Source organism: Salmonella sp. 32020114201800008SM (assembly GCF_017572025.1).
In the GTDB taxonomy this organism is placed as follows: Bacteria; Pseudomonadota; Gammaproteobacteria; order Enterobacterales; family Enterobacteriaceae; genus Salmonella; species Salmonella enterica.
The window spans coordinates 158,282-184,315 of record NZ_JAGEQM010000007.1 but is presented as its reverse complement, the minus strand read 5'-3'; the positions used below and the strand labels follow the sequence as shown (position 1 = coordinate 184,315).

Annotated in this window: 28 protein-coding genes; 17 read left to right on the top strand and 11 right to left on the bottom strand. The window is 55.7% G+C overall.

What is annotated here, in order from left to right; translation table 11 throughout:
- Positions 1-17: 17 nt before the first annotated feature.
- Positions 18-374, bottom strand: coding sequence for a hydrogenase maturation nickel metallochaperone HypA (hypA, locus tag J4613_RS18765; RefSeq protein ID WP_000544461.1), 357 nt, complete (start codon positions 372-374; stop codon positions 18-20).
- Between the two features lie 209 nt (positions 375-583).
- On the opposite strand from hypA, the gene hycA reads away from it, so the two are divergent.
- The 12 genes from hycA (at position 584) to hypF (ending at position 12,435) form a co-directional block, all read left to right on the top strand.
- Positions 584-1,045 (top strand): formate hydrogenlyase regulator HycA, encoded by a 462-nt coding sequence (gene hycA / locus J4613_RS18760; protein ID WP_000158074.1) that lies wholly within the window; start codon positions 584-586, stop codon positions 1,043-1,045.
- A gap of 145 nt (positions 1,046-1,190) precedes the next feature.
- On the top strand, positions 1,191-1,799 hold the full coding sequence (gene hycB / locus J4613_RS18755) for a formate hydrogenlyase subunit HycB (protein WP_001079163.1): 609 nt from the start codon (positions 1,191-1,193) through the stop codon (positions 1,797-1,799).
- Entirely contained in the window at positions 1,799-3,625 is a 1,827-nt protein-coding gene (gene hycC / locus J4613_RS18750) for a formate hydrogenlyase subunit 3 (RefSeq protein WP_080169758.1), read from the top strand. Before hycB ends, hycC begins: the two co-directional genes overlap by 1 nt.
- Before the next feature lie 2 nt (positions 3,626-3,627).
- Positions 3,628-4,551: a respiratory chain complex I subunit 1 family protein gene (locus tag J4613_RS18745; RefSeq protein ID WP_079899031.1), complete on the top strand. Its 924-nt coding sequence runs from the start codon at positions 3,628-3,630 to the stop codon at positions 4,549-4,551.
- 17 nt (positions 4,552-4,568) lie between these two features.
- A complete protein-coding gene (hycE, locus tag J4613_RS18740) occupies positions 4,569-6,278 on the top strand; it encodes a formate hydrogenlyase subunit HycE (RefSeq protein WP_045718295.1) in 1,710 nt (569 codons plus the stop codon).
- Positions 6,279-6,287: 9 nt separating this feature from the next.
- Positions 6,288-6,830 (top strand): formate hydrogenlyase subunit HycF, encoded by a 543-nt coding sequence (gene hycF, locus J4613_RS18735; RefSeq protein ID WP_000493773.1) that lies wholly within the window; start codon positions 6,288-6,290, stop codon positions 6,828-6,830.
- Complete coding sequence (gene hycG, locus J4613_RS18730) at positions 6,830-7,597, top strand: formate hydrogenlyase subunit HycG (RefSeq protein ID WP_000067419.1); 768 nt, start codon at positions 6,830-6,832, stop codon at positions 7,595-7,597. The genes hycF and hycG overlap by 1 nt, the downstream gene beginning before the upstream one ends.
- Entirely contained in the window at positions 7,594-8,004 is a 411-nt protein-coding gene (locus tag J4613_RS18725; protein WP_111742253.1) for a formate hydrogenlyase maturation HycH family protein, read from the top strand. Before hycG ends, J4613_RS18725 begins: the two co-directional genes overlap by 4 nt.
- Positions 7,997-8,467 carry a hydrogenase maturation peptidase HycI gene (gene hycI, locus J4613_RS18720; protein WP_000132983.1) on the top strand — a complete coding sequence of 157 codons (471 nt, stop codon included), beginning with the start codon at positions 7,997-7,999 and terminating at the stop codon, positions 8,465-8,467. The genes J4613_RS18725 and hycI overlap by 8 nt, the downstream gene beginning before the upstream one ends.
- A 26-nt stretch (positions 8,468-8,493) precedes the next feature.
- Entirely contained in the window at positions 8,494-9,303 is an 810-nt protein-coding gene (locus J4613_RS18715) for a hypothetical protein (RefSeq protein ID WP_000936687.1), read from the top strand.
- Positions 9,304-9,503: 200 nt separating this feature from the next.
- Positions 9,504-10,049: an electron transport protein HydN gene (gene hydN / locus J4613_RS18710; protein ID WP_001078791.1), complete on the top strand. Its 546-nt coding sequence runs from the start codon at positions 9,504-9,506 to the stop codon at positions 10,047-10,049.
- A 145-nt stretch (positions 10,050-10,194) separates the two neighbouring features.
- On the top strand, positions 10,195-12,435 hold the full coding sequence (hypF, locus tag J4613_RS18705) for a carbamoyltransferase HypF (protein WP_000963444.1): 2,241 nt from the start codon (positions 10,195-10,197) through the stop codon (positions 12,433-12,435).
- A 96-nt stretch (positions 12,436-12,531) separates the two neighbouring features.
- On the opposite strand, the gene norW is transcribed toward hypF, so the two are convergent.
- Positions 12,532-13,665: an NADH:flavorubredoxin reductase NorW gene (norW, locus tag J4613_RS18700; protein ID WP_000086334.1), complete on the bottom strand. Its 1,134-nt coding sequence runs from the start codon at positions 13,663-13,665 to the stop codon at positions 12,532-12,534.
- Positions 13,662-15,101, bottom strand: a complete 1,440-nt coding sequence (gene norV / locus J4613_RS18695; RefSeq protein WP_000025991.1) for an anaerobic nitric oxide reductase flavorubredoxin — start codon at positions 15,099-15,101, stop codon at positions 13,662-13,664. Before norV ends, norW begins: the two co-directional genes overlap by 4 nt.
- A 185-nt stretch (positions 15,102-15,286) precedes the next feature.
- Here norV and norR point away from each other — a divergent pair, with 185 nt between their 5' ends.
- The gene (gene norR / locus J4613_RS18690; protein ID WP_021000689.1) at positions 15,287-16,807 is read left to right on the top strand and encodes a nitric oxide reductase transcriptional regulator NorR; all 1,521 of its coding nucleotides are present in this window, start codon (positions 15,287-15,289) and stop codon (positions 16,805-16,807) included.
- Here the strand turns inward: norR and gutQ are convergent.
- The 7 genes from gutQ to srlA all read right to left on the bottom strand — a co-directional run bounded on the left by gutQ (position 16,804) and on the right by srlA (position 21,865).
- Positions 16,804-17,769, bottom strand: a complete 966-nt coding sequence (gene gutQ, locus J4613_RS18685) for an arabinose-5-phosphate isomerase GutQ (RefSeq protein WP_001278206.1) — start codon at positions 17,767-17,769, stop codon at positions 16,804-16,806. The two genes, norR and gutQ, sit on opposite strands and share 4 nt — an antisense overlap.
- Positions 17,762-18,535 (bottom strand): glucitol operon DNA-binding transcriptional repressor SrlR, encoded by a 774-nt coding sequence (gene srlR / locus J4613_RS18680; RefSeq protein WP_000804536.1) that lies wholly within the window; start codon positions 18,533-18,535, stop codon positions 17,762-17,764. Before srlR ends, gutQ begins: the two co-directional genes overlap by 8 nt.
- A gap of 197 nt (positions 18,536-18,732) precedes the next feature.
- Positions 18,733-19,092, bottom strand: coding sequence for a transcriptional regulator GutM (gene gutM, locus J4613_RS18675; protein WP_000255198.1), 360 nt, complete (start codon positions 19,090-19,092; stop codon positions 18,733-18,735).
- A gap of 76 nt (positions 19,093-19,168) precedes the next feature.
- Positions 19,169-19,948, bottom strand: a complete 780-nt coding sequence (srlD, locus tag J4613_RS18670) for a sorbitol-6-phosphate dehydrogenase (protein ID WP_001077372.1) — start codon at positions 19,946-19,948, stop codon at positions 19,169-19,171.
- Positions 19,949-19,959: 11 nt separating this feature from the next.
- The gene (gene srlB / locus J4613_RS18665) at positions 19,960-20,322 is read right to left on the bottom strand and encodes a PTS glucitol/sorbitol transporter subunit IIA (protein ID WP_000111553.1); all 363 of its coding nucleotides are present in this window, start codon (positions 20,320-20,322) and stop codon (positions 19,960-19,962) included.
- A gap of 11 nt (positions 20,323-20,333) precedes the next feature.
- Complete coding sequence (locus J4613_RS18660; RefSeq protein ID WP_000199033.1) at positions 20,334-21,305, bottom strand: PTS glucitol/sorbitol transporter subunit IIB; 972 nt, start codon at positions 21,303-21,305, stop codon at positions 20,334-20,336.
- The gene (gene srlA / locus J4613_RS18655; RefSeq protein ID WP_000573333.1) at positions 21,302-21,865 is read right to left on the bottom strand and encodes a PTS glucitol/sorbitol transporter subunit IIC; all 564 of its coding nucleotides are present in this window, start codon (positions 21,863-21,865) and stop codon (positions 21,302-21,304) included. The genes J4613_RS18660 and srlA overlap by 4 nt, the downstream gene beginning before the upstream one ends.
- A gap of 252 nt (positions 21,866-22,117) precedes the next feature.
- Between srlA and mltB the strand changes: the two genes are divergently transcribed.
- Positions 22,118-23,197 (top strand): lytic murein transglycosylase B, encoded by a 1,080-nt coding sequence (gene mltB, locus J4613_RS18650; protein WP_000476817.1) that lies wholly within the window; start codon positions 22,118-22,120, stop codon positions 23,195-23,197.
- A gap of 37 nt (positions 23,198-23,234) precedes the next feature.
- Here the strand turns inward: mltB and J4613_RS22750 are convergent, their stop codons facing one another.
- Positions 23,235-23,480, bottom strand: coding sequence for a hypothetical protein (locus J4613_RS22750; protein WP_001519391.1), 246 nt, complete (start codon positions 23,478-23,480; stop codon positions 23,235-23,237).
- 195 nt (positions 23,481-23,675) lie between these two features.
- Between J4613_RS22750 and pncC the strand changes: the two genes are divergently transcribed.
- From pncC to recX, 3 genes are all read left to right on the top strand, one after another.
- Positions 23,676-24,173, top strand: coding sequence for a nicotinamide-nucleotide amidase (pncC, locus tag J4613_RS18645; protein ID WP_010835022.1), 498 nt, complete (start codon positions 23,676-23,678; stop codon positions 24,171-24,173).
- Positions 24,174-24,257: 84 nt separating this feature from the next.
- Positions 24,258-25,319 carry a recombinase RecA gene (recA, locus tag J4613_RS18640; RefSeq protein WP_000963150.1) on the top strand — a complete coding sequence of 354 codons (1,062 nt, stop codon included), beginning with the start codon at positions 24,258-24,260 and terminating at the stop codon, positions 25,317-25,319.
- 116 nt (positions 25,320-25,435) lie between these two features.
- Positions 25,436-25,936 (top strand): recombination regulator RecX, encoded by a 501-nt coding sequence (recX, locus tag J4613_RS18635; RefSeq protein WP_001294861.1) that lies wholly within the window; start codon positions 25,436-25,438, stop codon positions 25,934-25,936.
- The last annotated feature ends 98 nt before the right edge of the window (positions 25,937-26,034 follow it).

Below are 26,034 nucleotides of genomic sequence, written 5' to 3'. Positions count from 1 at the left end.
CGAGCGTCTATCCGGCATTAATCTTCAGTTTCATCAATCTCTATGCGCCGAATTTGTAAGCCGTCATCGGCCACAATTCGCAGCGTATCGCTATGACATTGCGGACAACGACGTACACGGTGGGTTAACAACGTGACATATTGTTGACAATGCTCACACCAGCATTCGGCTTCCTGTTCTTCGAGGTGCAGTTTACAACCTTCTGCTATCGTGCCGCGGCATACCAGATCAAAACAAAAGGAAAGAGCGCTGGTTTCCACGCAAGAAAATGCGCCAATTTTGATCCAGACGGCTGTCACACGTTTTGCACCGTATGCTGAAGCCTGTTGTTCAATCAATTCCAGTGCCCGTTGGCAGAGGGTGATTTCGTGCATATCGCCTCCCGTAGTGGTTGCCCCTGTAAAGCAATATTTATGCCAATATTTTTATCCCCTGGCAGGTTAATGTCGACGATGACGAAATGACATGTCGTCACCGCGTCGAAACGGCAGTGACTGTGCTCGTCTGCCATTAAAAACAATAAGTTAAAAATTGGCATGGAAAATGCTTAACGCAGGCATCTCTGTTAAACGGGTAACCTGACATGACTATTTGGGAAATAAGCGAAAAGGCCGATTACATCGCGCAACGGCATCGTCGCCTACAGGACCAGTGGCATATTTACTGCAACTCGCTGGTTCAGGGGATCACCCTCTCGAAAGCGCGCCTGCATCACGCAATGAGCTGCGCGCCGGAAAGGGATCTTTGCTTTGTCCTGTTTGAGCACTTTCGTATTTACGTCGCGTTGGCGGATGGTTTTAACAGCCACACCATTGAGTACTACGTTGAAACCAAAGATGGCGAAGATAAGCAATTGATTGCACAGGCGCAGCTCGATATCGACGGCAAGGTTGATGAACGGGTTAACAACCGCGATCGCGAGCAGGTGCTGGAGCACTATCTGGAAAAAATCGCCAGCGTTTACGACAGCCTCTATACCGCTGTAGAAACCAACTCGCCGGTTAATTTGCGTCAATTGGTAAAGGGACACAGCCCGGCTGTATAAGCCTGAGGCGTTGCCCGCTTTGATTCGCGATGTGGCGTTGCGCCATGTCATGAATGTTTTGGGGATGGGCGTGTCGATAAGTGTCGAAAATGACATTTCAACGGCATGTTTTCGTCAAAAATGACAATCACCTGAGGAATGCCTGGTGAATCGTTTTGTAATTGCTGACTCCACTCTCTGTATCGGCTGCCACACCTGTGAGGCCGCCTGTTCAGAGACGCATCGCCAGCATGGCCTGCAGTCAATGCCGCGCCTGAAAGTGATGCTGAATGAAAAAGAATCTGCGCCGCAGCTCTGTCACCACTGTGAAGATGCGCCATGCGCCACGGTATGCCCGGTTAACGCGATTAATCGCGTTGACGGCGCTGTCCAGCTTAATGAAAGCCTGTGCGTGAGCTGCAAACTGTGCGGTATTGCCTGTCCGTTTGGCGCTATTGAGTTTTCCGGCAGCCGTCCGCTGCATATTCCGGCGAACGCCAATACGCCGAAAGCGCCGCCCGCGCCGCCAGCGCCTGCGCGCGTCAGTACGTTGCTCGACTGGGTGCCGGGCGTACGCGCTATCGCGGTGAAATGCGACCTGTGCAGCTTTGACGAGCAAGGCCCGGCCTGTGTGCGGATGTGCCCGACTAAAGCGCTACACCTGGTGGATAACACGGATATCGCCCGCGCCAGCAAACGTAAACGTGAGCTGACGTTTAATACCGATTTTGGCGATCTCACCTTGTTTCAGCAGGCTCAGAGTGGGGATGCATAATGAGTTCACTTTCACTGATTACTAGCGGCGTCGCGTGGTTTGCCGCCGCCGCCGTTCTGGCGTTTCTGTTTTCGTTTCATAAAGCGCTGAGTGGCTGGATTGCCGGTATCGGCGGCGTGGTCGGCAGCCTGTATACGGCTGGCGCGGGGTTCACCGCACTGACCAGCGCCGTTACGGTGAGCGGCGTGATGCCGTTTACCGGCCACATGCTGCAAATAACGCCGCTGAATGCTATCTGGCTGATTACGCTGGGGCTGTGCGGCCTGTTCGTCAGCCTGTTCAATATCGACTGGCATCGCCATCCACAGGTAAAAGCCAACGGACTGTTGATCAACCTGCTGATGGCGGCAGCCGTCTGCGCCGTGGTCGCCAGTAATCTTGGGACGATGGTGGTAATGGCGGAAATCATGGCGCTCTGCGCCGTGTTCCTCACCGGCGGTAGCAAAGAGGGCAAACTGTGGTTTGCGCTGGGCCGTCTCGGTACGCTGCTGCTGGCAATCGCCTGCTGGCTGGTGTGGCAGCGCTACGGCACGCTGGATCTGGGGCTGCTGGATCAACGCGCTCAGCAACTGCCGCTGGGCTCCGATATCTGGCTGCTCGGCGTTATCGGTTTTGGTCTGCTGGCCGGGATTATCCCGCTACATGGTTGGGTGCCGCAGGCGCACGCCAACGCCAGCGCTCCCGCCGCCGCGCTGTTCTCGACCGTGGTGATGAAAATCGGGCTGCTGGGCATTCTCACGCTATCTCTGCTTGGCGGCAATGCGCCGCTGTGGTGGGGCGTGGCGCTGTTGGTGCTTGGGATGATCACCGCCTTTGTCGGTGGTTTGTACGCGCTGATGGAGCATAACATTCAGCGCCTGCTGGCCTATCACACGCTGGAAAATATCGGCATCATTTTGCTCGGTCTGGGCGCAGGCGTTACCGGGATTGCTCTCAATCAGCCGGTACTGATCGCGCTGGGTCTGACCGGCGGGCTCTATCACCTGCTGAACCATAGCCTGTTCAAAAGCGTGCTGTTTCTGGGCGCGGGCAGCATCTGGTTCCGTACCGGTCATCGCGATATCGAAAAACTGGGCGGTATTGGTAAACGGATGCCGGTTATTTCTATCGCCATGCTGGTCGGTCTGATGGCGATGGCGGCGCTGCCGCCTCTGAACGGCTTTGCCGGCGAGTGGGTGATTTACCAGTCCTTCTTCAAACTGGGCAACAGCGGCGCGTTTGTTGGTCGTCTGTTAGGACCGCTGCTGGCGGTTGGCCTGGCGATTACCGGCGCGCTGGCGGTGATGTGTATGGCGAAAGTGTATGGCGTGACGTTCCTTGGCGCGCCGCGCACGAAGGAAGCTGAAAATGCCAGCTGCGCGCCGATCCTGATGGGCGTCAGCGTGGTGGCATTGGCGGTTTGCTGCGTACTGGGCGGGGTTGCCGCGCCGTGGCTGCTGCCGATGATTTCCACTGCGGTACCGTTGCCGCTGGAAACCGCGCACACCACCGTATCGCAGCCGATGATCACGCTGCTGTTGGTCGCCTGTCCGCTACTGCCATTCATCATTATGGCGATGTTCAAAGGCAACCGTCTGCCGTCGCGTTCTCGCGGCGCGGCCTGGGTGTGCGGCTACGACCATGAGCAGTCGATGGTGATTACCGCGCACGGTTTCGCCATGCCGGTGAAAGAGGCCTTTGCCCCGGTACTCAAATTGCGTAAATGGCTTAACCCGGTATCGCTGGTACCGGGCTGGCAGAACGCGGCGGCCGCGGTGCTGTTCCGTCGTCTGGCGCTGATTGAGCTGGCGGTGCTGGTGGTGATTGTGGTTTCACGAGGAGCCTGAAAATGAGTGTGTTTTATCCGTTAATTCAGGCGCTGGTGCTATTTGCCGTTGCGCCATTGCTGTCCGGTATTACTCGCGTGGCGCGCGCCCGTCTACACAATCGCCGTGGGCCGGGCGTGTTGCAGGAGTACCGCGACATTATCAAACTGCTCGGTCGTCAGAGTATTGCGCCCGCTGATTCTGGCTGGGTTTTTCGCCTGATGCCGTTTGTGATGGTCGGCGTGATGCTGACTATCGCCACCGCGCTGCCGGTTGTCACCGTTGGATCTCCGTTGCCGCAACTGGGTGATTTAATCACCCTGATTTACCTGTTCGCCATCGCCCGTTTCTTCTTCTCTATTGCAGGCCTGGATACCGGCAGTCCGTTCACTGCGATCGGCGCCAGCCGTGAAGCGATGCTCGGCGTGCTGGTGGAGCCGATTCTGCTGCTGGGTCTGTGGGTTGCTGCGCAGGTTGCGGGTTCAACGCATATCAGCAATATCGCCGATACCATTTATCACTGGCCTGTCGCGCGCAGTATTCCGCTGATTCTGGCGCTGTGCGCCTGCGCCTTCGCCACCTTTATCGAAATGGGCAAGCTGCCGTTCGACCTGGCGGAAGCGGAGCAGGAGTTGCAGGAAGGGCCGTTGACCGAATACAGCGGTAGCGGCTTTGCGGTGCTGAAATGGGGCATCAGCCTTAAACAACTGGTGGTGCTGCAAATGTTCGTCGGCGTGTTTTTGCCGTGGGGACAGATGGAAACCTTCAGCGCAGGCGGACTGTTGCTGGCGCTGGTGATTGCCGTCGTCAAGCTGATTGTCGGCGTACTGGTGATCGCCCTGTTTGAAAACAGCATGGCGCGACTGCGTTTTTGCGCCACTTCACGCGTGACCTGGGCCGGTTTTGGGTTTGCGTTTTTAGCCTTCGTCTCCTTGCTGGCGGCGTGATTTAAGAGAGTTTGAGCATGTCTGAAGAAAAATTAGGTCAACAATACCTTGCGGCGCTGCACCAGGCGTTTCCGGGCGTCGTGCTGGACGAAGCCTGGCAGACCAAAGATCAGCTGACTATTACGGTAAAAGTGAACTATCTGCCGGAAGTGGTGGAGTTTCTTTACTACCAGCAGGGTGGGTGGTTGTCGGTGCTGTTCGGTAATGACGAACGCCAGTTGTGCGGCCACTATGCCGTTTATTACGTGCTGTCGATGGAGCAGGGCACGAAGTGCTGGATTACCGTCCGCGTTGAAGTGGATGTCAATAAGCTGGAATTCCCATCCGTTACGCCGCGCGTGCCGGCTGCCGTGTGGGGTGAGCGCGAAGTACGCGACATGTATGGTTTAATCCCGGTCGGTCTGCCGGACGAGCGCCGTCTGGTGCTGCCGGACGACTGGCCGGATGAACTCTATCCGCTGCGTAAAGACAGCATGGATTATCGTCAGCGCCCGGCGCCGACCACCGATGCGGAAACCTACGAGTTCATTAACGAGCTGGGTGACAAGAAAAATAACGTGGTGCCGATTGGCCCGCTGCATGTCACTTCCGATGAACCGGGCCACTTCCGTCTGTTCGTCGATGGTGAAAACATTATCGACGCCGACTACCGCCTGTTCTACGTCCACCGTGGTATGGAAAAACTGGCGGAAACCCGCATGGGTTATAACGAAGTCACCTTCCTGTCGGATCGCGTGTGTGGTATCTGCGGCTTCGCCCACAGCACTGCCTACACCACTTCCGTGGAAAACGCGATGGGCATTCAGGTGCCGGAGCGTGCGCAGATGATCCGCGCCATTCTGCTGGAAGTGGAGCGTCTGCACTCGCATCTGCTGAACCTAGGCCTCGCCTGCCACTTTACCGGTTTTGACTCCGGCTTTATGCAGTTCTTCCGCGTGCGTGAAACCTCCATGAAAATGGCAGAGATCCTTACCGGCGCGCGTAAAACCTACGGCCTGAACCTGATCGGCGGGATTCGCCGCGATCTGCTCAAAGAGGACATGATCCAGACCCGTCAACTGGCGCAGCAGATGCGTCGTGACGTGCAGGAGCTGGTGGACATGCTGCTGAGCACGCCGAATATGGAACAGCGTACCGTGGGTATCGGTCGTCTGGACCCGGAAATTGCCCGCGACTTCAGTAATGTCGGCCCGATGGTGCGTGCCAGCGGTCACGCCCGCGACACCCGCGCCGACCACCCGTTTGTCGGCTACGGCCTGCTGCCGATGGAAGTACATAGCGAGCAGGGTTGCGACGTGATTTCTCGTCTGAAAGTCCGTATCAACGAAGTCTACACCTCGCTGAATATGATCGATTTCGGTCTGGATAATCTGCCGGGCGGCCCGCTGATGGTGGAAGGCTTTACCTATATTCCGCACCGTTTTGCGCTCGGCTTCGCTGAAGCGCCGCGTGGTGACGATATCCACTGGAGCATGACTGGCGACAACCAAAAGCTTTACCGCTGGCGCTGTCGTGCGGCGACCTACGCCAACTGGCCGACGCTGCGCTATATGCTGCGCGGCAACACCGTCTCCGATGCGCCGCTGATTATCGGCAGCCTCGACCCTTGCTACTCCTGTACCGACCGGATGACCGTGGTCGATGTACGTAAGAAGAAGAGCAAAGTCGTGCCGTACAAAGAACTTGAGCGCTACAGCATTGAGCGTAAAAACTCGCCGCTGAAATAAGGAATCGCCATGTTTACCTTTATCAAAAAAGTTATCAAAACCGGCACGGCGACCTCGTCTTATCCGCTGGAGCCGATTGCGGTTGATAAAAACTTCCGCGGCAAGCCGGAACATAATCCGCAGCAGTGCATCGGCTGCGCCGCCTGCGTTAATGCCTGCCCGTCGAACGCGCTGACGGTGGAAACCTTACTGGCAACCAATGAGCTGGCGTGGCAGTTCAATCTTGGCCGCTGCATTTTCTGCGGTCGCTGCGAAGAGGTGTGCCCGACGGCGGCGATCAAGCTGTCGCAAGAGTACGAACTGGCAGTGTGGAAGAAAGAAGACTTCCTGCAACAGTCCCGCTTCGCGCTGTGCAACTGCCGCGTGTGCAATCGTCCTTTCGCGGTACAGAAAGAGATTGACTACGCCATTGCGCTGCTTGCGCACAACGGCGACAGCCGCGCGGAAAACCACCGCGAAAGCTTTGAGACCTGCCCGGACTGTAAGCGTCAGAAATGCCTGGTGCCGTCCGACCGTATTGAACTGACTCGCCATATGAAAGAGGTCAGCTAATGAGCAATTTATTAGGCCCGCGTGACGCCAACGGCATTCCGGTACCGATGACGGTGGATGAATCCATCGCCAGCATGAAGGCGTCTCTACTGAAAAATATTAAGCGTTCGGCATACGTTTACCGCGTGGACTGCGGCGGCTGTAACGGCTGTGAAATCGAAATCTTTGCGACGCTTTCGCCGCTGTTTGATGCCGAGCGTTTCGGCATCAAAGTGGTACCGTCGCCGCGTCATGCCGATATTCTGCTGTTTACCGGCGCGGTGACCCGCGCCATGCGCTCTCCGGCGCTGCGCGCCTGGCAGTCGGCGCCGGACCCGAAAATCTGTATCTCTTATGGGGCCTGCGGCAACAGCGGCGGCATCTTCCATGATCTGTACTGCGTCTGGGGCGGTACGGATAAAATCGTACCGGTGGATGTGTATATTCCAGGCTGCCCGCCAACGCCTGCGGCGACGCTGTATGGCTTTGCGATGGCGCTTGGCCTGCTGGAGCAGAAAATCCACGCCCGCGCGCCGGGTGAGCTGGACGATCAGCCCGCAGAGATCCTGCATCCGGATATGGTGCAGCCGCTGCGCGTGAAGGTGGATCGCGCGGCGCGCCGGCTGGCGGGTTATCGCTATGGTCGTCAGATCGCCGATGATTACCTGACACAGTTGGGGCAGGGCGAGCAGCAAGTGGCGCGTTGGCTGGAAGCGGAAAACGATCCGCGTTTAACCGAAATTGTCACCCATCTCAATCATGTTGTTGAAGAGGCGCGTATCCGATGAGCGAACAGGTGGTGTTCAGTCAACTGAGCCGTAAGTTTATTGATGAGAACGATGCGACGCTTGCCGAGGCGCAGCAGGTTGTCTATTACAGCCTGGCGATTGGTCACCACCTGGGGGTCATCGATTGTCTGGAGGCCGCGCTCACCTGCCCATGGGATGAGTATCTGGCGTGGATCGCCACCCTGGAAGCCGGTAGCGATGCCCGGCGTAAAATGGAAGGCGTGCCGAAGTATGGCGAGATCGTTATCGATTTCAACCATGTGCAAATGCTGGCGCGCGCGTTTGATGAGGCGCGCGCCGCGCAGACCCCGCAGCAGCAAGAATGGAGCAAACTGATGCTCAGTATGCTGCATGACATTCATCAGGAAAGCGCCATCTACCTGATGGTGAGGAGGCTTCGTGACTGACGTTTTACTCTGTGTCGGCAACAGCATGATGGGCGACGACGGCGCAGGCCCGTTACTGGCGGAAATGTGCGCGGCGCAGCCGAAGGGCAACTGGGTTGTCATCGACGGCGGCAGCGCGCCGGAAAACGACATTGTGGCGATTCGCGAACTGCGCCCGCAGCGTCTGTTGATTGTCGACGCCACCGATATGGGACTTAATCCGGGCGAGATCCGCATCATCGATCCGGATGATATCGCCGAAATGTTTATGATGACCACCCACAATATGCCGCTGAACTACCTTATCGATCAGCTGAAAGAGGATGTCGGCGAGGTGATTTTTGTTGGTATCCAGCCGGATATCGTCGGGTTTTATTATCCGATGACTCAACCGATTAAGGACGCGGTAAACATCGTCTATCAGCGCCTGGAAGGCTGGCAGGGAAACGGCGGATTTGCCGCGCTGGACGCGCCGGAGGCGTAAAATGCGTACCCATTCTGGATGGATTTGTGTTACCCGGCATAGGCGGTAAGAAGAACGTGAAGATTATCGTATGGAGCGGACTGCTATTTCTCTGCCTCGCCGCACGCGCACTGGCTACCGGTGTTGTCGGTTACCTGCCGATGAGCGACGGTGAATATGCGCAAAAGCGTGCGCTGAAGCCGCTGTTGATCCTGCCTTATTCTGTATCGCCCGACCAGACCTGGCATTTTCGCCAGGTCGGAGTCAGTGGCGTGACGCTACTGCCGGAGCCGAAAAAAGATAACGAATGGCGGATTAGCGGAAAAGACAGAGCCGGTAATTCGTGGGTTGTCCCGGTGGGAAGGCTGATTAATTTGGCGGGTAATGCGCAATTTTATCGCGCTGACCTCGATCGTAACGGCATTCAGGACCTGGTTATCTGGTTGGGCAATCCTGGGTTGGGCCTGGCGCCGAGCGCGCAATACATCATTTTCACCTTTCTCAAGAATGGCCGCCCCTGCGTCTTTGAACCGTGGGGGTTTTATACCGCCACCGATACTGGCGTCGATGATTTGCTTGATTTACAGGGCAATGGTCGCACGCAACTGTTGGATATGCAGTTTGACTCAGGCTACTGGATAACCAATTTATATCAGGTGAAGGACGCCCGCTGGCAGCGCGTACACGGCTGGTTTGGCCGGTTGAGTTATCCGGCGCTGACCCGCTTTAATCACTATCCTGGCCGTAAATTAATTATCAAACCTATTGCCGGAAGGAATCCGCAAACGGACGATCTTTCCCTTACGCAGCGCTGTTTAATACGCGGTAACGTATTGCCGGGCGTTAATCAGGATTGATGCCAGTTTCGGTGCAGAATCGGATGGCTATCACTGTAAATCTTGACCACCACTGGCGACATTACGTGTCATCGACACTTGTGACGATGACACGTAAATGCTCACGAAAATAGAAATAATATTCTTAAATAACAATGAAATAAAAATTGGCACGATTCGTGTATATATCGGCACATCATCTGTTATTGCTGGAGAATTTGATGAACCGTTTCATCATTGCAGACGCGAGTAAATGCATTGGTTGCCGTACCTGTGAAGTGGCTTGCGTCGTATCCCATCAGGAAAATCAGGATTGCGCATCGCTGACCCCTGAAACCTTTTTACCTCGTATCCATGTCATCAAAGGCGTGAACGTTTCCACGGCAACGCTGTGTCGCCAGTGTGAAGACGCGCCGTGCGCCAACGTTTGCCCGAATGGCGCCATCAGCCGTGACAAAGGCTTTGTTCATGTGATGCAGGAACGCTGCATTGGCTGTAAAACTTGCGTAGTGGCATGTCCTTACGGCGCCATGGAAGTGGTGGTACGTCCGGTGGTTCGCAATAGCGGCGCGGGGCTGAACGTGCGTGCTGAAAAAGCCGAAGCCAACAAGTGCGATCTGTGTCACCACCGTGAGGCCGGTCCGGCCTGTATGGCTGCTTGCCCAACGCACGCCCTCATCTGCGTGGACCGCAATAAGCTTGAACAGCTAAGCGCGGAAAAACGCCGTCGTGCGGCGCTGGATTCAACGGCATCGCTGCTTTTCTGATTTCTGCGATTGCGCGTAGAATACGCCACAAAGCATTGCCGGATGGCGGCATCAATGCCTTATCCGGTCTACGGTCCGTGCGGTTGTAGGCCTGATAAGCGTCGCGCCATCAGGCATCCGGGTTCGATGATGGCGGGAAAATAAGATGGCGATAGACACACCTTCCGGCGTACAGCTACGCATTCGGGGCAAAGTACAGGGCGTCGGTTTTCGTCCTTTTGTCTGGCAGCTGGCGCAGCAGTTGCGATTACACGGCGACGTGTGTAATGACGGCGACGGCGTCGTCGTTCGGCTGCTGGAAGAGCCGTCGCAATTTATTGCCGCGCTCTATCAGGATTGCCCGCCGCTGGCGCGCATTGACAGCGTTGAACACGCGTCGTTGGTATGGGAGCGCGCACCGACGGATTTTACCATTCGTCAGAGCGCAGGCGGTTCGATGAACACGCAAATCGTGCCGGATGCGGCGACCTGCCCGGCATGTCTTGCCGAGATGAATACCCCAGGCGAGCGGCGCTACCGTTATCCTTTCATCAATTGCACCCACTGTGGACCACGCTTCACCATTATTCGCGCTATGCCCTATGACCGGCCATTTACGGTGATGGCGGCGTTTCCCTTGTGTCCGGAATGCGACAGCGAATACCGCGATCCGTACGATCGCCGTTTTCATGCCCAGCCCGTTGCCTGTCCGTCATGCGGGCCGCATCTTGAGTGGCGGAGCCAACATGAACGAGCGGAAAAAGAGGCGGCTTTGCAGGCGGCGGTCGCCCAACTGAACGCCGGAGGCATTATTGCCGTTAAAGGGCTGGGTGGTTTTCATCTGGCCTGCGATGCGCGCAACGATAACGCAGTGGCGATGCTGCGGGCGCGTAAACATCGCCCGGCGAAACCATTGGCGGTGATGTTGCCCACGGCGCAAACGCTGCCGAGCGCGGCGCGTTCGCTGCTGACCACGCCAGCGGCCCCGATTGTACTGGTGGATAAGCAGTATGTACCTTCGCTGAGTGAGGGCATCGCGCCAGGGCTTACGGAGGTGGGCGTGATGCTGCCAGCCAACCCATTGCAACATCTCTTGTTGCAGGCGCTTAATTACCCGCTGGTGATGACATCCGGCAACCTGAGCGGCAGACCGCCCGCCATCACCAACGAACAGGCGCTGGACGATTTACACGATATTGCCGATGGTTTTCTGTTGCACAATCGCGACATTGTACAGCGCATGGACGACTCTGTTGTGCGCGACAGCGGCGAAATGCTGCGTCGTTCGCGGGGATACGTGCCGGACGCGATTGCGTTGCCGCCCGGATTTCGCGATGTGCCGCCGATACTTTGTCTGGGCGCGGATCTGAAAAACACGTTCTGTCTGGTACGCGGCGAACAGGCGGTTGTCAGCCAACATTTAGGCGATCTCAGCGATGACGGTATCCAGGCGCAGTGGCGCGAGGCATTGCGTTTGATCCAGTCAATCTACGATTTTACCCCAGAGCGTATCGTCTGTGATGCGCATCCGGGCTATGTTTCCAGTCAGTGGGCCAGTGAGATGCGTCTGCCGACAGAGACGGTGTTACACCATCATGCCCATGCGGCGGCTTGCCTGGCCGAGCATGGTTGGCCGCTGGACGGCGGAGAGGTGATTGCCCTGACGGTAGACGGTATCGGCATGGGTGAGAATGGCGCGCTATGGGGCGGAGAATGTCTGCGGGTCAATTATCGCGAGTGCGAACATTTAGGCGGTTTACCCGCCGTGGCGCTGCCGGGAGGCGATCTGGCTGCCAAACATCCGTGGCGTAATCTGTTGGCGCAGTGCCTGCGCTTTGTGCCGGACTGGCAGGATTATCCGGAGACAGCGGGGCTGCAACAGCAAAACTGGAATGTCCTGGCGCGTGCCATTGAGCGCGGCGTCAATGCCCCGTTGGCCTCTTCCTGCGGGAGGTTGTTCGACGCGGTGGCTGCCGCGCTTCGCTGCACGCCAGCATCGCTTAGCTATGAGGGCGAGGCCGCCTGCGCGCTGGAGGCGCTGGCCTCTCAATGCGCTAACGTTGAGCATCCGGTAACGATGCCGCTTAACGGCGCTCAACTGGACGTCGCTGTTTTCTGGCGGCAATGGTTGAACTGGCAGGCCACGCCCGCGCAACGCGCCTGGGCTTTTCATGATGCGCTGGCGTGCGGGTTTGCCACGCTAATGCGCCAGCAGGCTACGGCGCGGGGGATAACCACTCTGGTCTTCAGCGGCGGGGTGATACACAACCGCTTACTTCGCGCGCGTCTTGCCTTTTATCTTTCTGATTTTAAATTGTTATTTCCGCAGCGGTTACCGGCGGGCGACGGCGGACTGTCGTTTGGACAGGGCGTGATTGCCGCAGCGCGAGCGTTAAGGGAAGTGTAGGGCACCGGATGGCGGCTGCGCCTTATCTGGCCTGTAAACAGATGCTCACTCGTAGGCCGGATAAGACGCGAAGCGGCGCCATCCGGCATCACAGGCTTATACGGACAACGTTTTCAGCAGTGCAAAGGCCTCTTTCATGCGGTCTTCACTCACCACAAAGGCGCGTAGTTGGCCTTCTCCGCTCATGCCTTTGGCAATCATACCGTCAGATTCTGCGGTAATCTGCCAGCTTAAATCACGGCGCTGAGTTTCTCCCGCCAGATGCAGCGGCAGTTCCGGCGTTTTGACTTTGACCAGCATCGCCGGTAGCTTCAGCGGCGCGTTGCCGCCAAACAGATTTTTCGCCAGGTACATCGCGCTTAACTGGATCGGTTGCAGGAAGGGCAGCACCTGACCGTTGATCTCTGCGCAATCGCCGATCGCATAAATATCCGGGTGACTGGTCTGTAGATAGCTGTCCACGCAGACGCCGCGGTTGACGGCTACCCCGGCGCGGCGCGCCAGAGCGGTTTCCGGGCGTAAGCCGGTGGCGGCAATCACCGCATCGACCTCAATACTATGCTGGCTTACCAGCGTAGCGCGGATACCGGCTTCGGTTTTCTCCAGTTTTTGCAACTGCGATTTCAGCAGCAGATGCACCCCCATATCGGTCAGGTGATGCTGTAAGCGACTGCTCACTTCCGGTGGCATCAGTGAGGCGAGAAGGCTGGCGGCGTTATCCATCAGCGTTACCGTTTTCCCGGCGCGGCAGAAATCCATCGCTAATTCACTGCCAATGAGACCGCCGCCGACAATCAGCACTCGCTGCGCGTCGCGCAGTTGTGTCTCACAGGCGCGGTACTCCTGCTGGCTATTCAAAGTAAGCATTAACTCACGTCCTGCAATCGGCGGCACAAAGGCTGTCGCCCCGGTCGCCAGTACCAGCTTGTCGTACTGCCACTGCTTATCCTGACTTTTCACCACATGGGCATCGGCATCAATGTCAGCAACCCAGGTATGCGGGAACAGTCGCAGATTAAACTGTTCAGCAAATTCCCCCGCTAACTGGCGGGTGAGATCATCGGCGCGCTGCGACTGGCTGATAACGTGGCTGAGATCGGGCTTGTTGTACTCATCCATGCTGTCCGCCGCAATCAGAGTTAACGGCACATGCGCATCTTGTTTACGGATATTTTTGACGAGCTGACGGGCGGCGAAGCCCGACCCAATAATGATGATCCCCCGACTCATTTTGCCTCCGTCGCCAGTACGTCGAACACGTCTTTACCTAATGAACATTCCGGGCACAGGAAGTTATCCGGCACGTCGTTCCACGGCGTACCCGGCGCGACATCCTGCAACGGCTCGCCCAGCGCAGGGTCGTAAATCCACTGGCATACGCTGCATTGCATTTTAGGGCCGAGGTCTGCGGCGGCGCAGGTTGTGGTTTCTTCGACTGGCGCGGTTTTCTGTGTGGTTTCCGGCAGCGGAGCAAGCGCCCACTGACGCGCGATGTCGCGACCATGCTGACGGCACAACTCCAGCGCATCCAGATCCGGACGCCATTTCGCTTTCAGACTCAGGGACATTTCAAAACCGGCATCCTGTAAGCGCGTGGACAGTCGATCCACCGCGCCGCCGCTCCAGCCATGAGAACCGAAGGCGCTGGCGCGTTTGTTGCGAAAGCGCAGGCCGGTCATCTCTTCCACCAGACCAGCGATTTTCGGCATCATCACGTTGTTCATGGTAGAAGTGCCGACCAGCACGCCTTTCGAACGGAAGACGTTGGTCAATATTTCATTTTTATCGCTGCGGGCGACGTTAAAGATTTTGACCGCCACGTTGGGGTCCACTTCATTGATACCCTGTGCGATGGCATCCGCCATCATGCGAGTATTGTTCGACATGGTATCGTAGAAAATAGTGATACGATCTTCCTGATAATCTGCCGCCCATTTCAGATACAGCTCCACGATTTGCGTTGGGTTGTCGCGCCATACCACGCCGTGTGAGGTGGCAATCATATCCACCGGCAGGTTGAAGCCGAGGATTTCGGTAATTTTTGGCGTTACCAGACGGCTGAACGGCGTCAGGATATTGGCGTAGTAGCGCTGGCATTGTTCAAACAGTTCAGTTTGGTCCACTTCATCATTGAACAGGCGCTCGTCGCAGTAGTGCTGACCAAAGGCGTCGTTGCTGAATAACACCGCGTCGCCGGTCATATAGGTCATCATGCTGTCCGGCCAGTGCAGCATCGGCGTTTCCACGAAGATCAACTGCTTGCCGTTGCCGATATCCAGCGTATCGCCGGTTTTCACCACCTTAAAATTCCATTCCGGGTGATGGTGATGGCCATTGATAGAGTCAATGGCGTTGGCGGTACAGTAGATAGGCGTGTTCGGGATCTGCGCCATCAGTTCGGTCAGCGCGCCTGCATGGTCTTCTTCGGCATGGTTAATGATGATGTAGTCGATGTCCGCGAGGGCGATTTCACTGCGCAGATTTTGCACAAACTCACGGCTAAACTTATGATCGACGGTATCGATCAGCACATTCTTTTCTTCACGAATGAGATAGCTGTTATAGCTGCTGCCACGCAGCGTTTTGTATTCAGTGCCGTGAAAATCACGTACTTCCCAGTCGCGCTGGCCAACCCAATGAATATTATTTTTAACCAGAATAGACATAACCACCTCAATTCATTCAACGTTTACAAAAAGTTGTTTTGCTTATTGCAGCTAGTGTGCCAACTTTTCATCTTATTGATTTGTATTGAGTTATATTTGTTTTGTATTTTTGATGTAGTCAAAAAGACTATAAATGATGCTGTCAATATGACACTATAGGTTGTCAAAATGACAATGAGGTAACCATGAGTTTTTCCGTGGAGGTATTGGCGGGCATCGCCATTGAGTTACAACGCGGCATTGGGCATCAGGATCGTTTTCAGCGGCTGATTACTACGCTGCGTCAGGTGCTGGCGTGCGACGCCTCGGCGCTGCTGCGCTATGAATCACGACAATTTATTCCACTGGCGATTGATGGCCTGGCGCAGGACGTCCTCGGCAGACGTTTTACCCTGGAAGGGCATCCGCGCCTGGAAGCCATCGCCCGCGCGGGGGACGTGGTGCGTTTTCCGGCTGATAGCGATTTACCCGATCCGTATGACGGGTTAATTCCCGGACAGGAAAGCCTGAAAGTCCACGCCTGTGTTGGTCTGCCGCTGTTTGCCGGACAGAACCTCATCGGTGCGCTGACCCTTGATGCTATGACGCCGGAGCAGTTCGAGGTATTTAGCGATGAAGAACTACGGCTTGTCGCCGCGCTGGCCGCCGGGGCATTGAGTAATGCGCTGTTAATTGAACAACTGGAAAGCCAGAACATGCTGCCGGGGTCGTCAGGCGTGTTTGAACCGATAAAAGAGACGCACATGATCGGCCTGTCGCCGGCGATGACGCAGTTGAAAAAAGAGATCGAGATTGTGGCGGGCTCCGATCTTAACGTGCTGATCGGCGGTGAAACGGGGACCGGTAAAGAGCTGGTGGCGAAAGCTATTCACCAGGGCTCCCCCAGAGCGGTCAATCCGCTGGTCTATCTCAACTGCGCCGCGCTGCCGGAAAGCGTGGCGGAGAGCGAGTTGTTTGGTCATGTAAAAGGGGCTTTTACCGGGGCTATCAGTAATCGTAGCGGTAAGTTCGAAATGGCGGATAACGGTACGCTGTTTCTGGATGAGATTGGCGAACTGTCGCTGGCGCTACAGGCCAAGCTACTTCGCGTGTTGCAGTATGGCGATATTCAGCGCGTCGGCGACGATCGTAGCCTGCGCGTGGATGTGCGGGTGTTGGCGGCGACCAACCGTGACCTGCGTGAAGAGGTGCTGACGGGGCGTTTTCGCGCCGATCTGTTCCATCGCCTGAGCGTTTTCCCGCTCTTTGTGCCGCCGCTGCGCGAGCGCGGCGATGATGTGGTGCTGCTGGCGGGCTATTTTTGCGAGCAGTGCCGGCTGCGGCTGGGGCTGTCCCGCGTGGTACTGAGTCCCGGCGCACGTCGCCATTTGCTCAACTATGGCTGGCCGGGCAACGTCCGGGAGCTGGAACATGCCATTCACCGTGCGGTTGTGCTGGCGAGAGCGACCCGGGCAGGGGATGAGGTGGTACTGGAGGAGCAGCATTTTGCCTTGTCAGAGGACGTTTTACCCGCGCCGCCTGCGGAAAGCTTTCTGGCGCTGCCGGCCTGCCGCAATTTGCGCGAATCGACGGAGAACTTCCAGCGAGAGATGATTCGCCAGGCGCTGGCGCAAAATAATCACAACTGGGCGGCCAGTGCGCGGGCGCTGGAAACCGACGTCGCCAACCTGCATCGGCTGGCGAAGCGTCTGGGACTGAAGGATTAGATAATCCCCGCCTGGTAGAAATCCTGCAGGTTAATGGCGCCGGTGAGTTTGCCGTTTTCATCGACCACTGGCGCGGCGGTAATTTTGCGTTTCATCAGGAGCTCTTTGGCGTCAATGGCGCGGCTTTGCGCCTGGAGCGTAATACCGTTGGGCGTCATGGCTTCGCTTACCGGCGTGGTGAGCGCGCCGCCGCCCACCAGCCAGCGACGCAGGTCGCCGTCGGTAAAGACGCCTTTCACAACATGTTGCTCATCGCAAACCGCCACCAGCCCCAGCCCGGTACGGCTAAGTTCCAGCATGGCATCCATCACGCTGGTGGCAAGCATCACCTGCGGTATTGCATCGCCCTGGCGCATCAGGTGATGCACATTATTGAGCAAACGCGCGCCCAGTGCGCCAGCCGGATGCGAACGGGCGAAATCTTCTTCGTTAAAACCGCGCGCCTGCATGACCGCCATCGCCAGCGCATCGCCCATCATCAGCGTATTGACGGTACTGGATGTCGGCGCCAGATGCATCGGACAGGCTTCACGCTCGACGGAAATATCCAGAACGGCTTTTGCCGCTCGCCCCAGCGGAGAGTGAGGTTTACCGGTCATCGCCAGCAGCGCGACGGATTTATCTTCCAGACGCGGGATGATGAGGTCGAGTTCTTTTGCGCCGCCGGAATAGGAGATAAATAACATCACGTCGCGGCTTTCAATCATCCCCAGATCGCCATGCAATGCTTCCGCCGGATGAACAAAAAAAGCGGGAGTACCGGTACTGGCAAGCGTCGCGGCGATTTTTTTACCAATATGACCTGACTTGCCAATGCCGGAAACGATCACTTTGCCTTCACAGTGAATAATGATATTGGCGGCGCGGACAAAATCATCGCCCAGACGCTCCGGCAGACGGCTGGCTTCCTGTAGCTCCAGCATTAAGGTCTGACGGCCCGCGTTTAGTAGTGCATCACTCATTGCTTTCTCCGGTTATGATTACTTCAATCCCTTTTGCTTCCAGCGCCTGACGAAATGCCGGATCGATACCCGCGTCCGTGATCAGTTTGTCGACGGTTTCCAGACTGCACACCACATTGGGGCTTTTACGACCAAATTTTGAGGAGTCCGCCATCAGAATCACCTCGCGTGCTGCATTGCACATTGCGTTACTGACGGTGTAAACCTCATTGAACGTGGTCACACCGACGTTCAGGTCAATACCGTCAGTTCCCATGAAAAGTTTATCAAAGCTGAATTGCTCAAAGGCGTTTTCCGCCAGTTGACCGTGAAACGACGCCGATTTTTTACGGAAGGTGCCGCCGGGCATCAGGATAGTTTGTTCGTTGTCCAGTTCCGATAGCGCGTTGACAATATGGAGGCTGTTGGTCATCACCGTGATGTTGCTAAAACGCGAAAGCAACGGCACCATCTGTAACACGGTACTTCCGGCGTCCAGAATAATGGAATCGCCATCATGGATATATTTCACAGCGGCTGCGGCTATCAGCGCTTTTTTGTGGGTGTTGATAAGCGTTTTGTGATCAATAGGCGGATCGGACTCTTCTTTATTCAACACCACGCCGCCATAGGTGCGGATGACGGTTCCGGCATTTTCCAGAATGACCAGATCTTTACGGATAGTGGTGCCTGTCGTGTCAAAGTACTGGGCCAGTTCTTCAACCGAGCATTTTCCCTGTTTTTGCAGGTGCTCCAGAATCGCGGCCTGACGCTGACGAGGTTTCATAGGCGTGATTACCCTGACTTATGTATTTACCCGTCATACTTCACGCTGCATGTGCGTTGGCTTTCCTCGCTCACCCCGGTCACGTACTGATGTACGCTCCTGGGATTCGCTGCGTCGCCGCCTTCCTGCAACTCGAATTATTTAGGGTATTGGTTGCAAAATGATAATTTCGCAAGCTATACGCATTCACAACGAAATTACCCATGTTTCAGTTTAAGCGCCAATGATAGTGCATTCTGCGCGAGCGAATCATGGGGAAAGATCACATCAGGCTGTAATTCATGCAAATGTTTTCCTTGCATTGCGGCAATTTTAACCGGTCTGGCGAATACCGTAAGGCCTTTCATCAATAAAGTGTCCGTCACCCGCTGCTGTTCGTCCAGCGCCACGGCAACCACCACCCGGGGCTTAAAACGCCCGCCGGAGCGCCCGACGCCGACCCGTCCCTGTTGGCTAAGTTTATCGAAAGCTCGATTAAAGCGGGAAATCTGCCAGCCGCCCAGCGCCAGCTGCGCACACCAGGCGATAACGGCGACGGTAATCAGAGTGGAAACCATAATGTGCTCCTGTTGTTTTGCCTGATGGCGGCGTAACCGTCTTATCCGGCCTACGGCGCCATCCGGCAATTCACGGTCAGAACATCACTTGACCGCCGGTTACGTTGATCGACTGCCCGGTGCAATAAGACGCTTTCGGGCTGGCATAAAATAGCAGCATGTTCAGCACATCCTGATAATCACACCCGCGTTTGAGCGGTACTTTATCAATGTAATACTGTTCCACCTCGTCGGGCTTAATGCCCAGTTTAGTGGCGTATTGCGGCAGCAGTGACTGGAACATCGGCGATTTCAACAGGTTGCCGAGCATCAACGAGTGTACGGTAATGCCGTATTCCGCCAGATCCAGCGCCAGAGACTGGGTTAACCCCACGCCGCCGAATTTCGCCGCGCTGTAGCCGGAGTTGTGTTTACTGCCCACTTTGCCGGATTTAGAGTTAATCTGAATAATGCGCCCCTGAATGCCGTCGCGGATCATCAGGCGGGAAAACTCACGGGCGCAGAGGAAATAGCCCACCAGATTCACCTGTAGCGAGCGGTCAAAATCGCCCAACTGGAAATCGCTGATAAACGCCGCTTTGGCGATACCCGCGCTGTAAACCAGCAGATCGACGCGCCCGAAAATCTCGTCTACGCCGCGGGAAAGCGCCAGCACGCTCTGCTCGCTGGTGGCGTCGGCGCCAAAACCGTACGCCATACCTTCGCCAAAATCGGCGTTAATTTCCTGGGCGACATTCGCGGCTTTATCGCTTTGAATATCAACGACCGCCACGCGGTATCCTTCTTCTGCAAGCCCACGGCAAAGGAATGCCCCCAGGGTCTGGCCTCCGCCAATGACAACGGCAACTTGATTCATGTTTTTTCTCCTTAAGCGACAAACGTCAAAATACAGCCCGGCGCGATATCGTCCGGTACAGGCCCCGCAACGTGTACGGTGCCGGGAAATTCTGCTTCGCGCAGACCATCGAAGCGCAAAGTGATATGCCCCAGTTCACGCAGGTTTTGCTCGGCTACGCTGCCGACCGCCGTGACCGGATAGCAATGTTGACCCAATTCACACCGCGCGCCGGGCTGCAGCGCGCCGGTCAGTTCGCCATGACAATGGATGAAGCAAAATTCTTCGATATCCGCCGGCGCGCCTTCCCGAAACGTAATCAGCATCTGTTCGCCGAGCGCTTCCTTCGCGCTCTGGCCGATACGGGTGATGGTGGTTTGATAAATCACGCTCATGTCTGAACCTCTTATTGATAGATAAAGCCGGAAACAAACCAGGCGATAAGTACCGTGGGCGCGCCAGTCAGGAAGCGTCCGACCAGCACAGAAGGTACGCCGACGCGAACGGTGTCTTGTTTCGCTTCCGCCAGTGACAGGCCGACCGGGATAAAGTCGCAGGCCGCCTGCGCGTTAATCGCGAACAGGGCGGGAAGCGCCAGATGCGGGGGGATATTGCCCAGGCCTATCTGAACGCCGATCAGGACGCCAATGACCTGAGCGATAACCGCGCCAGGGCCGAGAAAGGGCGACAGCAGCGGGAAAGAGCAGATCAATGCCAGCGTCACCAGCCCCAGTGGATGGCTGGCTAATGGCGCCAGGCCGTGGGCGATCCAGTCGCCAAGACCTGAGGCCATAATGATGCCGATCAGCGCCGAAACGAACGCCATAAACGGCAGGATTGTTTTCAGGACCGTATCAATGGTGTCGCGACCGGACTGGAACAGTACCGCCACGGCGGAGCCCATTCCCATACCGACTTTTGCCAGCAGCCCGTCGCTCTGCTCGGTGATTTTTTTGCTGGTGTCGTAGTCACGTCCTAATGTCGTTTTGGCAGGCTGGGGACTGGCAGGCGTTTCGCCGACAAGAGTAATGTTTTCTTCTTTTACGCCGGAGACATAAATATCCTCAACAATATACTGCGCCAGTGGGCCGGACTTACCCGTCGAGTGAATATTAATGGTTGGGATCCGGCGTTTCGGGTAGATACCGCAGCGCAGCGTACCGCCGCAGTCGATAATGGCCGCGCCGATCTCCGCTTCCGGCGGTTCGCCTTCTTTAAAGCCGTCCACCGCTTGCCAGCCTGTTAGTTGCGCCAGTTTGTCGACGATCGCCGGGCGCGTACCGGCTGTGATATAGACGATCTTTTTGTCTGGCGTAACGTCCAGTTCAAGCGGGCCGCCCCAGCCGCCGGCGCCTTTCTCAATACGAACCCGTGTCATGATACCGCTCCTGTCAGATGAACTTTCTGCTCAAGTTGAATCCCCATTTTTTTCTCAAAAATAGCGGTGGTGAGATCGGTGACCCAACCGCGGAAGAAGTTCGTCACCAGACCTACCAGCAGATAGCTCACCGCGAGCGGGCCGAGAGGAAGCCCTAACGTGGTGAGTCCGCTGGCGATACCCAGATAAACAAACAGTTCGCCGGGATTGATATGCGGAAACAGACCGTTCATGGAGTGACAGCTATAGGAGGCCGCCGCGTAATAGCTCGGCTTGTACTTCTCCGGCATAAAGCGTCCCAAACTCAGGGTCATCGGATTACAAAAAACAAATGTCCCGATACACGGTAAAAGCAGGTAACGAGATAGCGGATTTCCGGCACAACGTTGGGCAAAACGCTCAATACGCTGCTGGCCGATAAAATTGATGAGCGCATTCATGATAACCAGCAGGCTTATCAGTAGCGGAAGAATACCTGTCACCATACCGGTAAACACCTCTCCGCCTTTCTGGAATAACCCGATGAACCACTCCGCACCATGTGTAATGGTTTCGATCATTGTTCTCTCCTGTAGGGTTTTTAGTTTTCTTGCTAATTTCCTGTTCATTGTAATCATGTTGAAAGATTCAAAAGTGTTATTGTGATCGCAAAATAAAAGAAAAATATTTTAAGTTGAAAGATTGCGGGGTGGGGGAGCGGATACAAACTGAAAAGAGGAGAAAGGTGATTTATTCTCTTGTGCCGCTTCCTTGTGCGGCGGGGGATGCTTTACCATACTTCTCCCTGGCTGAATTTGTTTAATGGATGTCTCATGTTCAAGCGTCGTTATGTAGCGTTACTTCCACTTTGCGTATTGCTTGCTGCCTGTAGCAGCACGCCAAAATCTTCCGAGACTCAAGCGACGACGGGCACGCCTTCCGGCGGCTTCCTGCTTGAGCCGCAGCATAACGTCATGCAAATGGGCGGCGACTTCGCCAACAACCCTAATGCGCAGCAGTTCATTGATAAAATGGTCAGTAAACACGGTTTCGACCGTCAGCAGTTGCAAGAGATCCTCTCGCAGTCTAAAAAACTGGATTACGTCCTGCGTCTGATGGACAGACAAGCGCCGACCACTCAGCCGCCCGCCGGACCAAATGGCGCCTGGCTTCGCTACCGCAAACAATTTATTACGCCGGATAATGTGCAAAACGGCGTCGCGTTCTGGAATCAGTATGAAGACGCGCTGAACCGCGCCTGGCAGGTATACGGCGTACCGCCGGAAATCATCGTGGGGATTATCGGCGTGGAAACCCGCTGGGGACGTATCATGGGGAAAACGCGGATTCTGGACGCGCTGGCGACGCTGTCATTTAACTATCCGCGCCGGGCGGAATATTTCTCCGGTGAGCTGGAAACCTTCCTGCTCATGGCGCGCGATGAGCAAGACGATCCGCTCAATCTGAAAGGTTCCTTTGCGGGCGCGATGGGCTACGGCCAGTTTATGCCATCTTCCTATAAAGAATATGCGGTCGATTTCAATGGCGATGGGCACATTAACTTGTGGGATCCGGTAGATGCCATCGGCAGTGTGGCGAACTATTTCAAGGCGCATGGTTGGGTGAAAGGCGATACGGTTGCGGTGCCGGCGAATGGTCAGGCGCCGGGACTGGCGAATGGTTTCAAAACAAAATACAGCCTCTCTCAGCTTGCCGCCGCAGGCTTAACGCCGCAGCAATCGTTGGGCAATCATCAGGAAGCCAGCCTGCTGCGTCTGGATATCGGTACGGGCTACCAGTACTGGTACGGCCTGCCGAACTTCTACACCATTACCCGATATAACCACAGCACGCATTATGCGATGGCGGTTTGGCAACTGGGCCAGGCGGTAGCGCTGGCGCGGGTGCGCTAATTTACGCTTAGGGAGGGGAGCCCCCCCTCCGCTATTATTATGGCTTTTTGGGCTGATTCTCTGCCTGCAAGTGGGATATCTTCTTTGATAGTGCCAGACTATATCCCAGACATCCCAGGCCTAAGATAATTTGACCGCCATCATACGGTTCAAAATAGCCTGACGACAATATATTCAGTACTCCCATTCCTAATGAACATACTCCACCCACAATTAACCACAGCCGTAGTTGACAGGTTTGTTTCAGTTTGTGCTGTGTGCTTTCCGTTTTTTTGAGTGACATCCTTGCTTTCTCTCCGTGCGTGTAAATTTAGCGACATGGTACTGCTATTTAGTCATGTGCTACCTCATTTCATTCTGCATAAATAACCTGCTGGCATTTTTTCGGAATCCGACTCGTAAAATCGACTGCTCGTCCCCATCTCTGGCGAGAAAGTGCTATCTTGTGCGGCAGGATTTCTAACTGACAGAGGTCATGATGACTGACAGTGAACTGATGCGGCTTAGCGAGCAGGTCGGGCTGGCGTTAAAAGCGCGCGGGGCGACCGTAACGACAGCAGAGTCCTGTACCGGCGGCTGGCTGGCGAAAGCCATTACCGACACCGCCGGAAGCTCCGCCTGGTTTGAACGCGGCTTTGTCACCTATAGTAATGAAGCCAAAGCGCAGATGATTGGCGTGCGTGAAGAGACTCTGGCGCAGCATGGCGCGGTCAGCGAACCCGTAGTGGTCGAAATGGCGATCGGGGCGCTGAAGGCCGCCCGCGCCGATTTTGCTGTCGCTATTAGCGGGATTGCCGGGCCGGATGGCGGCAGTGAAGAAAAGCCGGTTGGTACGGTGTGGTTTGCTTTCGCCAGCGTCAGCGGAGAAGGGATTACGCGTCGGGAATGCTTCAGCGGCGACCGTGAATCGGTGCGTCGACAGGCGACGACGTACGCGCTACAAACCCTGTGGCAACAATTTCTACAAAACACTTGATACTGTATGAGCATACAGTATAATTGCTTCAACAGTACGAATTCACTATCCGGTTCAATACCAAGTTGCATGACAGGAGTAATAATGGCTATCGACGAAAACAAACAGAAAGCGTTGGCGGCAGCACTGGGCCAAATTGAAAAGCAATTTGGTAAAGGCTCCATCATGCGTCTGGGTGAAGACCGTTCTATGGATGTGGAAACTATCTCCACCGGTTCGCTTTCACTGGACATCGCACTCGGTGCGGGCGGTCTGCCGATGGGGCGTATCGTCGAAATTTACGGGCCGGAATCTTCCGGTAAAACGACCCTGACGCTGCAGGTGATTGCCGCTGCGCAGCGTGAAGGTAAAACCTGTGCGTTTATCGATGCGGAACACGCGCTTGACCCTGTTTACGCACGCAAGCTGGGCGTCGATATCGATAACCTGCTCTGCTCTCAGCCGGATACCGGCGAGCAGGCGCTGGAAATCTGTGACGCGCTGGCGCGTTCAGGCGCGGTGGACGTCATTGTGGTCGACTCCGTAGCGGCGCTAACGCCGAAAGCGGAAATCGAAGGCGAAATTGGCGACTCTCACATGGGCCTCGCGGCGCGTATGATGAGCCAGGCGATGCGTAAGCTGGCGGGGAACCTGAAACAGTCCAACACGCTGTTGATTTTCATCAACCAGATCCGTATGAAGATTGGCGTGATGTTCGGTAACCCGGAAACCACCACCGGCGGTAACGCGCTGAAATTCTACGCCTCTGTTCGTCTTGATATCCGTCGTATTGGCGCGGTGAAAGAGGGCGATAATGTCGTGGGTAGCGAAACGCGTGTGAAAGTGGTGAAAAACAAAATCGCCGCGCCGTTTAAGCAGGCCGAGTTCCAGATCCTCTACGGTGAAGGCATCAACTTCTATGGCGAACTGGTTGACCTGGGCGTGAAAGAGAAGCTGATCGAGAAAGCGGGCGCATGGTACAGCTACAACGGCGAGAAGATTGGCCAGGGTAAAGCGAACGCGACTACCTGGCTGAAAGAGAACCCGGCGACAGCGAAAGAGATCGAGAAAAGGGTTCGTGAATTACTGTTGAGTAATCAGAATGCCACGCCCGATTTCGCCGTTGACGATAGCGAAGGCGTTGCAGAAACCAACGAAGATTTTTAATCATCAGGTGATGGTGGGTCGGACAAAACGAAGCCGCCATTCAGCAAAACGTTAAATTACCATCAAGGGCTGCATTTATGCGGCCCTTTTGGCATTTCTCCCTGTTAAGGTTTTTTATGAGTGAACCCACATCGCGCCGTCCCGCTTATGCTCGTCTCCTTGATCGTGCGGTACGTATTCTTGCTGTCCGCGATCACAGCGAGCAGGAATTACGGCGTAAACTCTCCGCGCCGGTGATGGGCAAAAATGGGCCGGAAGAGATTGATGCGACGGCAGACGATTATGAACGCGTGATCGCCTGGTGCCACGAACATCACTATCTTGATGACGAGCGCTTCGTGATGCGCTTTATCGCCAGTCGTAGCCGCAAAGGCTATGGCCCGGCGCGTATTCGCCAGGAGTTGAATCAGAAAGGCATTTCCCGTGAATCGACTGAAAAAGCGATGCGAGAATGTGAAATTGACTGGAGTGAAATGGCACATGAACAGGCCGTTCGCAAATATGGCGAGCCGCTCCCTTCAAACTTTTCAGAAAAGGTTAAGGTACAGCGCTTTTTGCTCTATCGCGGGTATCTGATGGACGATATCCAGCAAATATGGCGAAATTTTGCAGATTGAGCGCATACGGGATTTTACTTCCCGGTAAAGAAAACTTATCTTATTCCCACTTTTTCCGTCTGGACGCGGGTTGCTTAACGGCGAACAGCGTCTGCGAC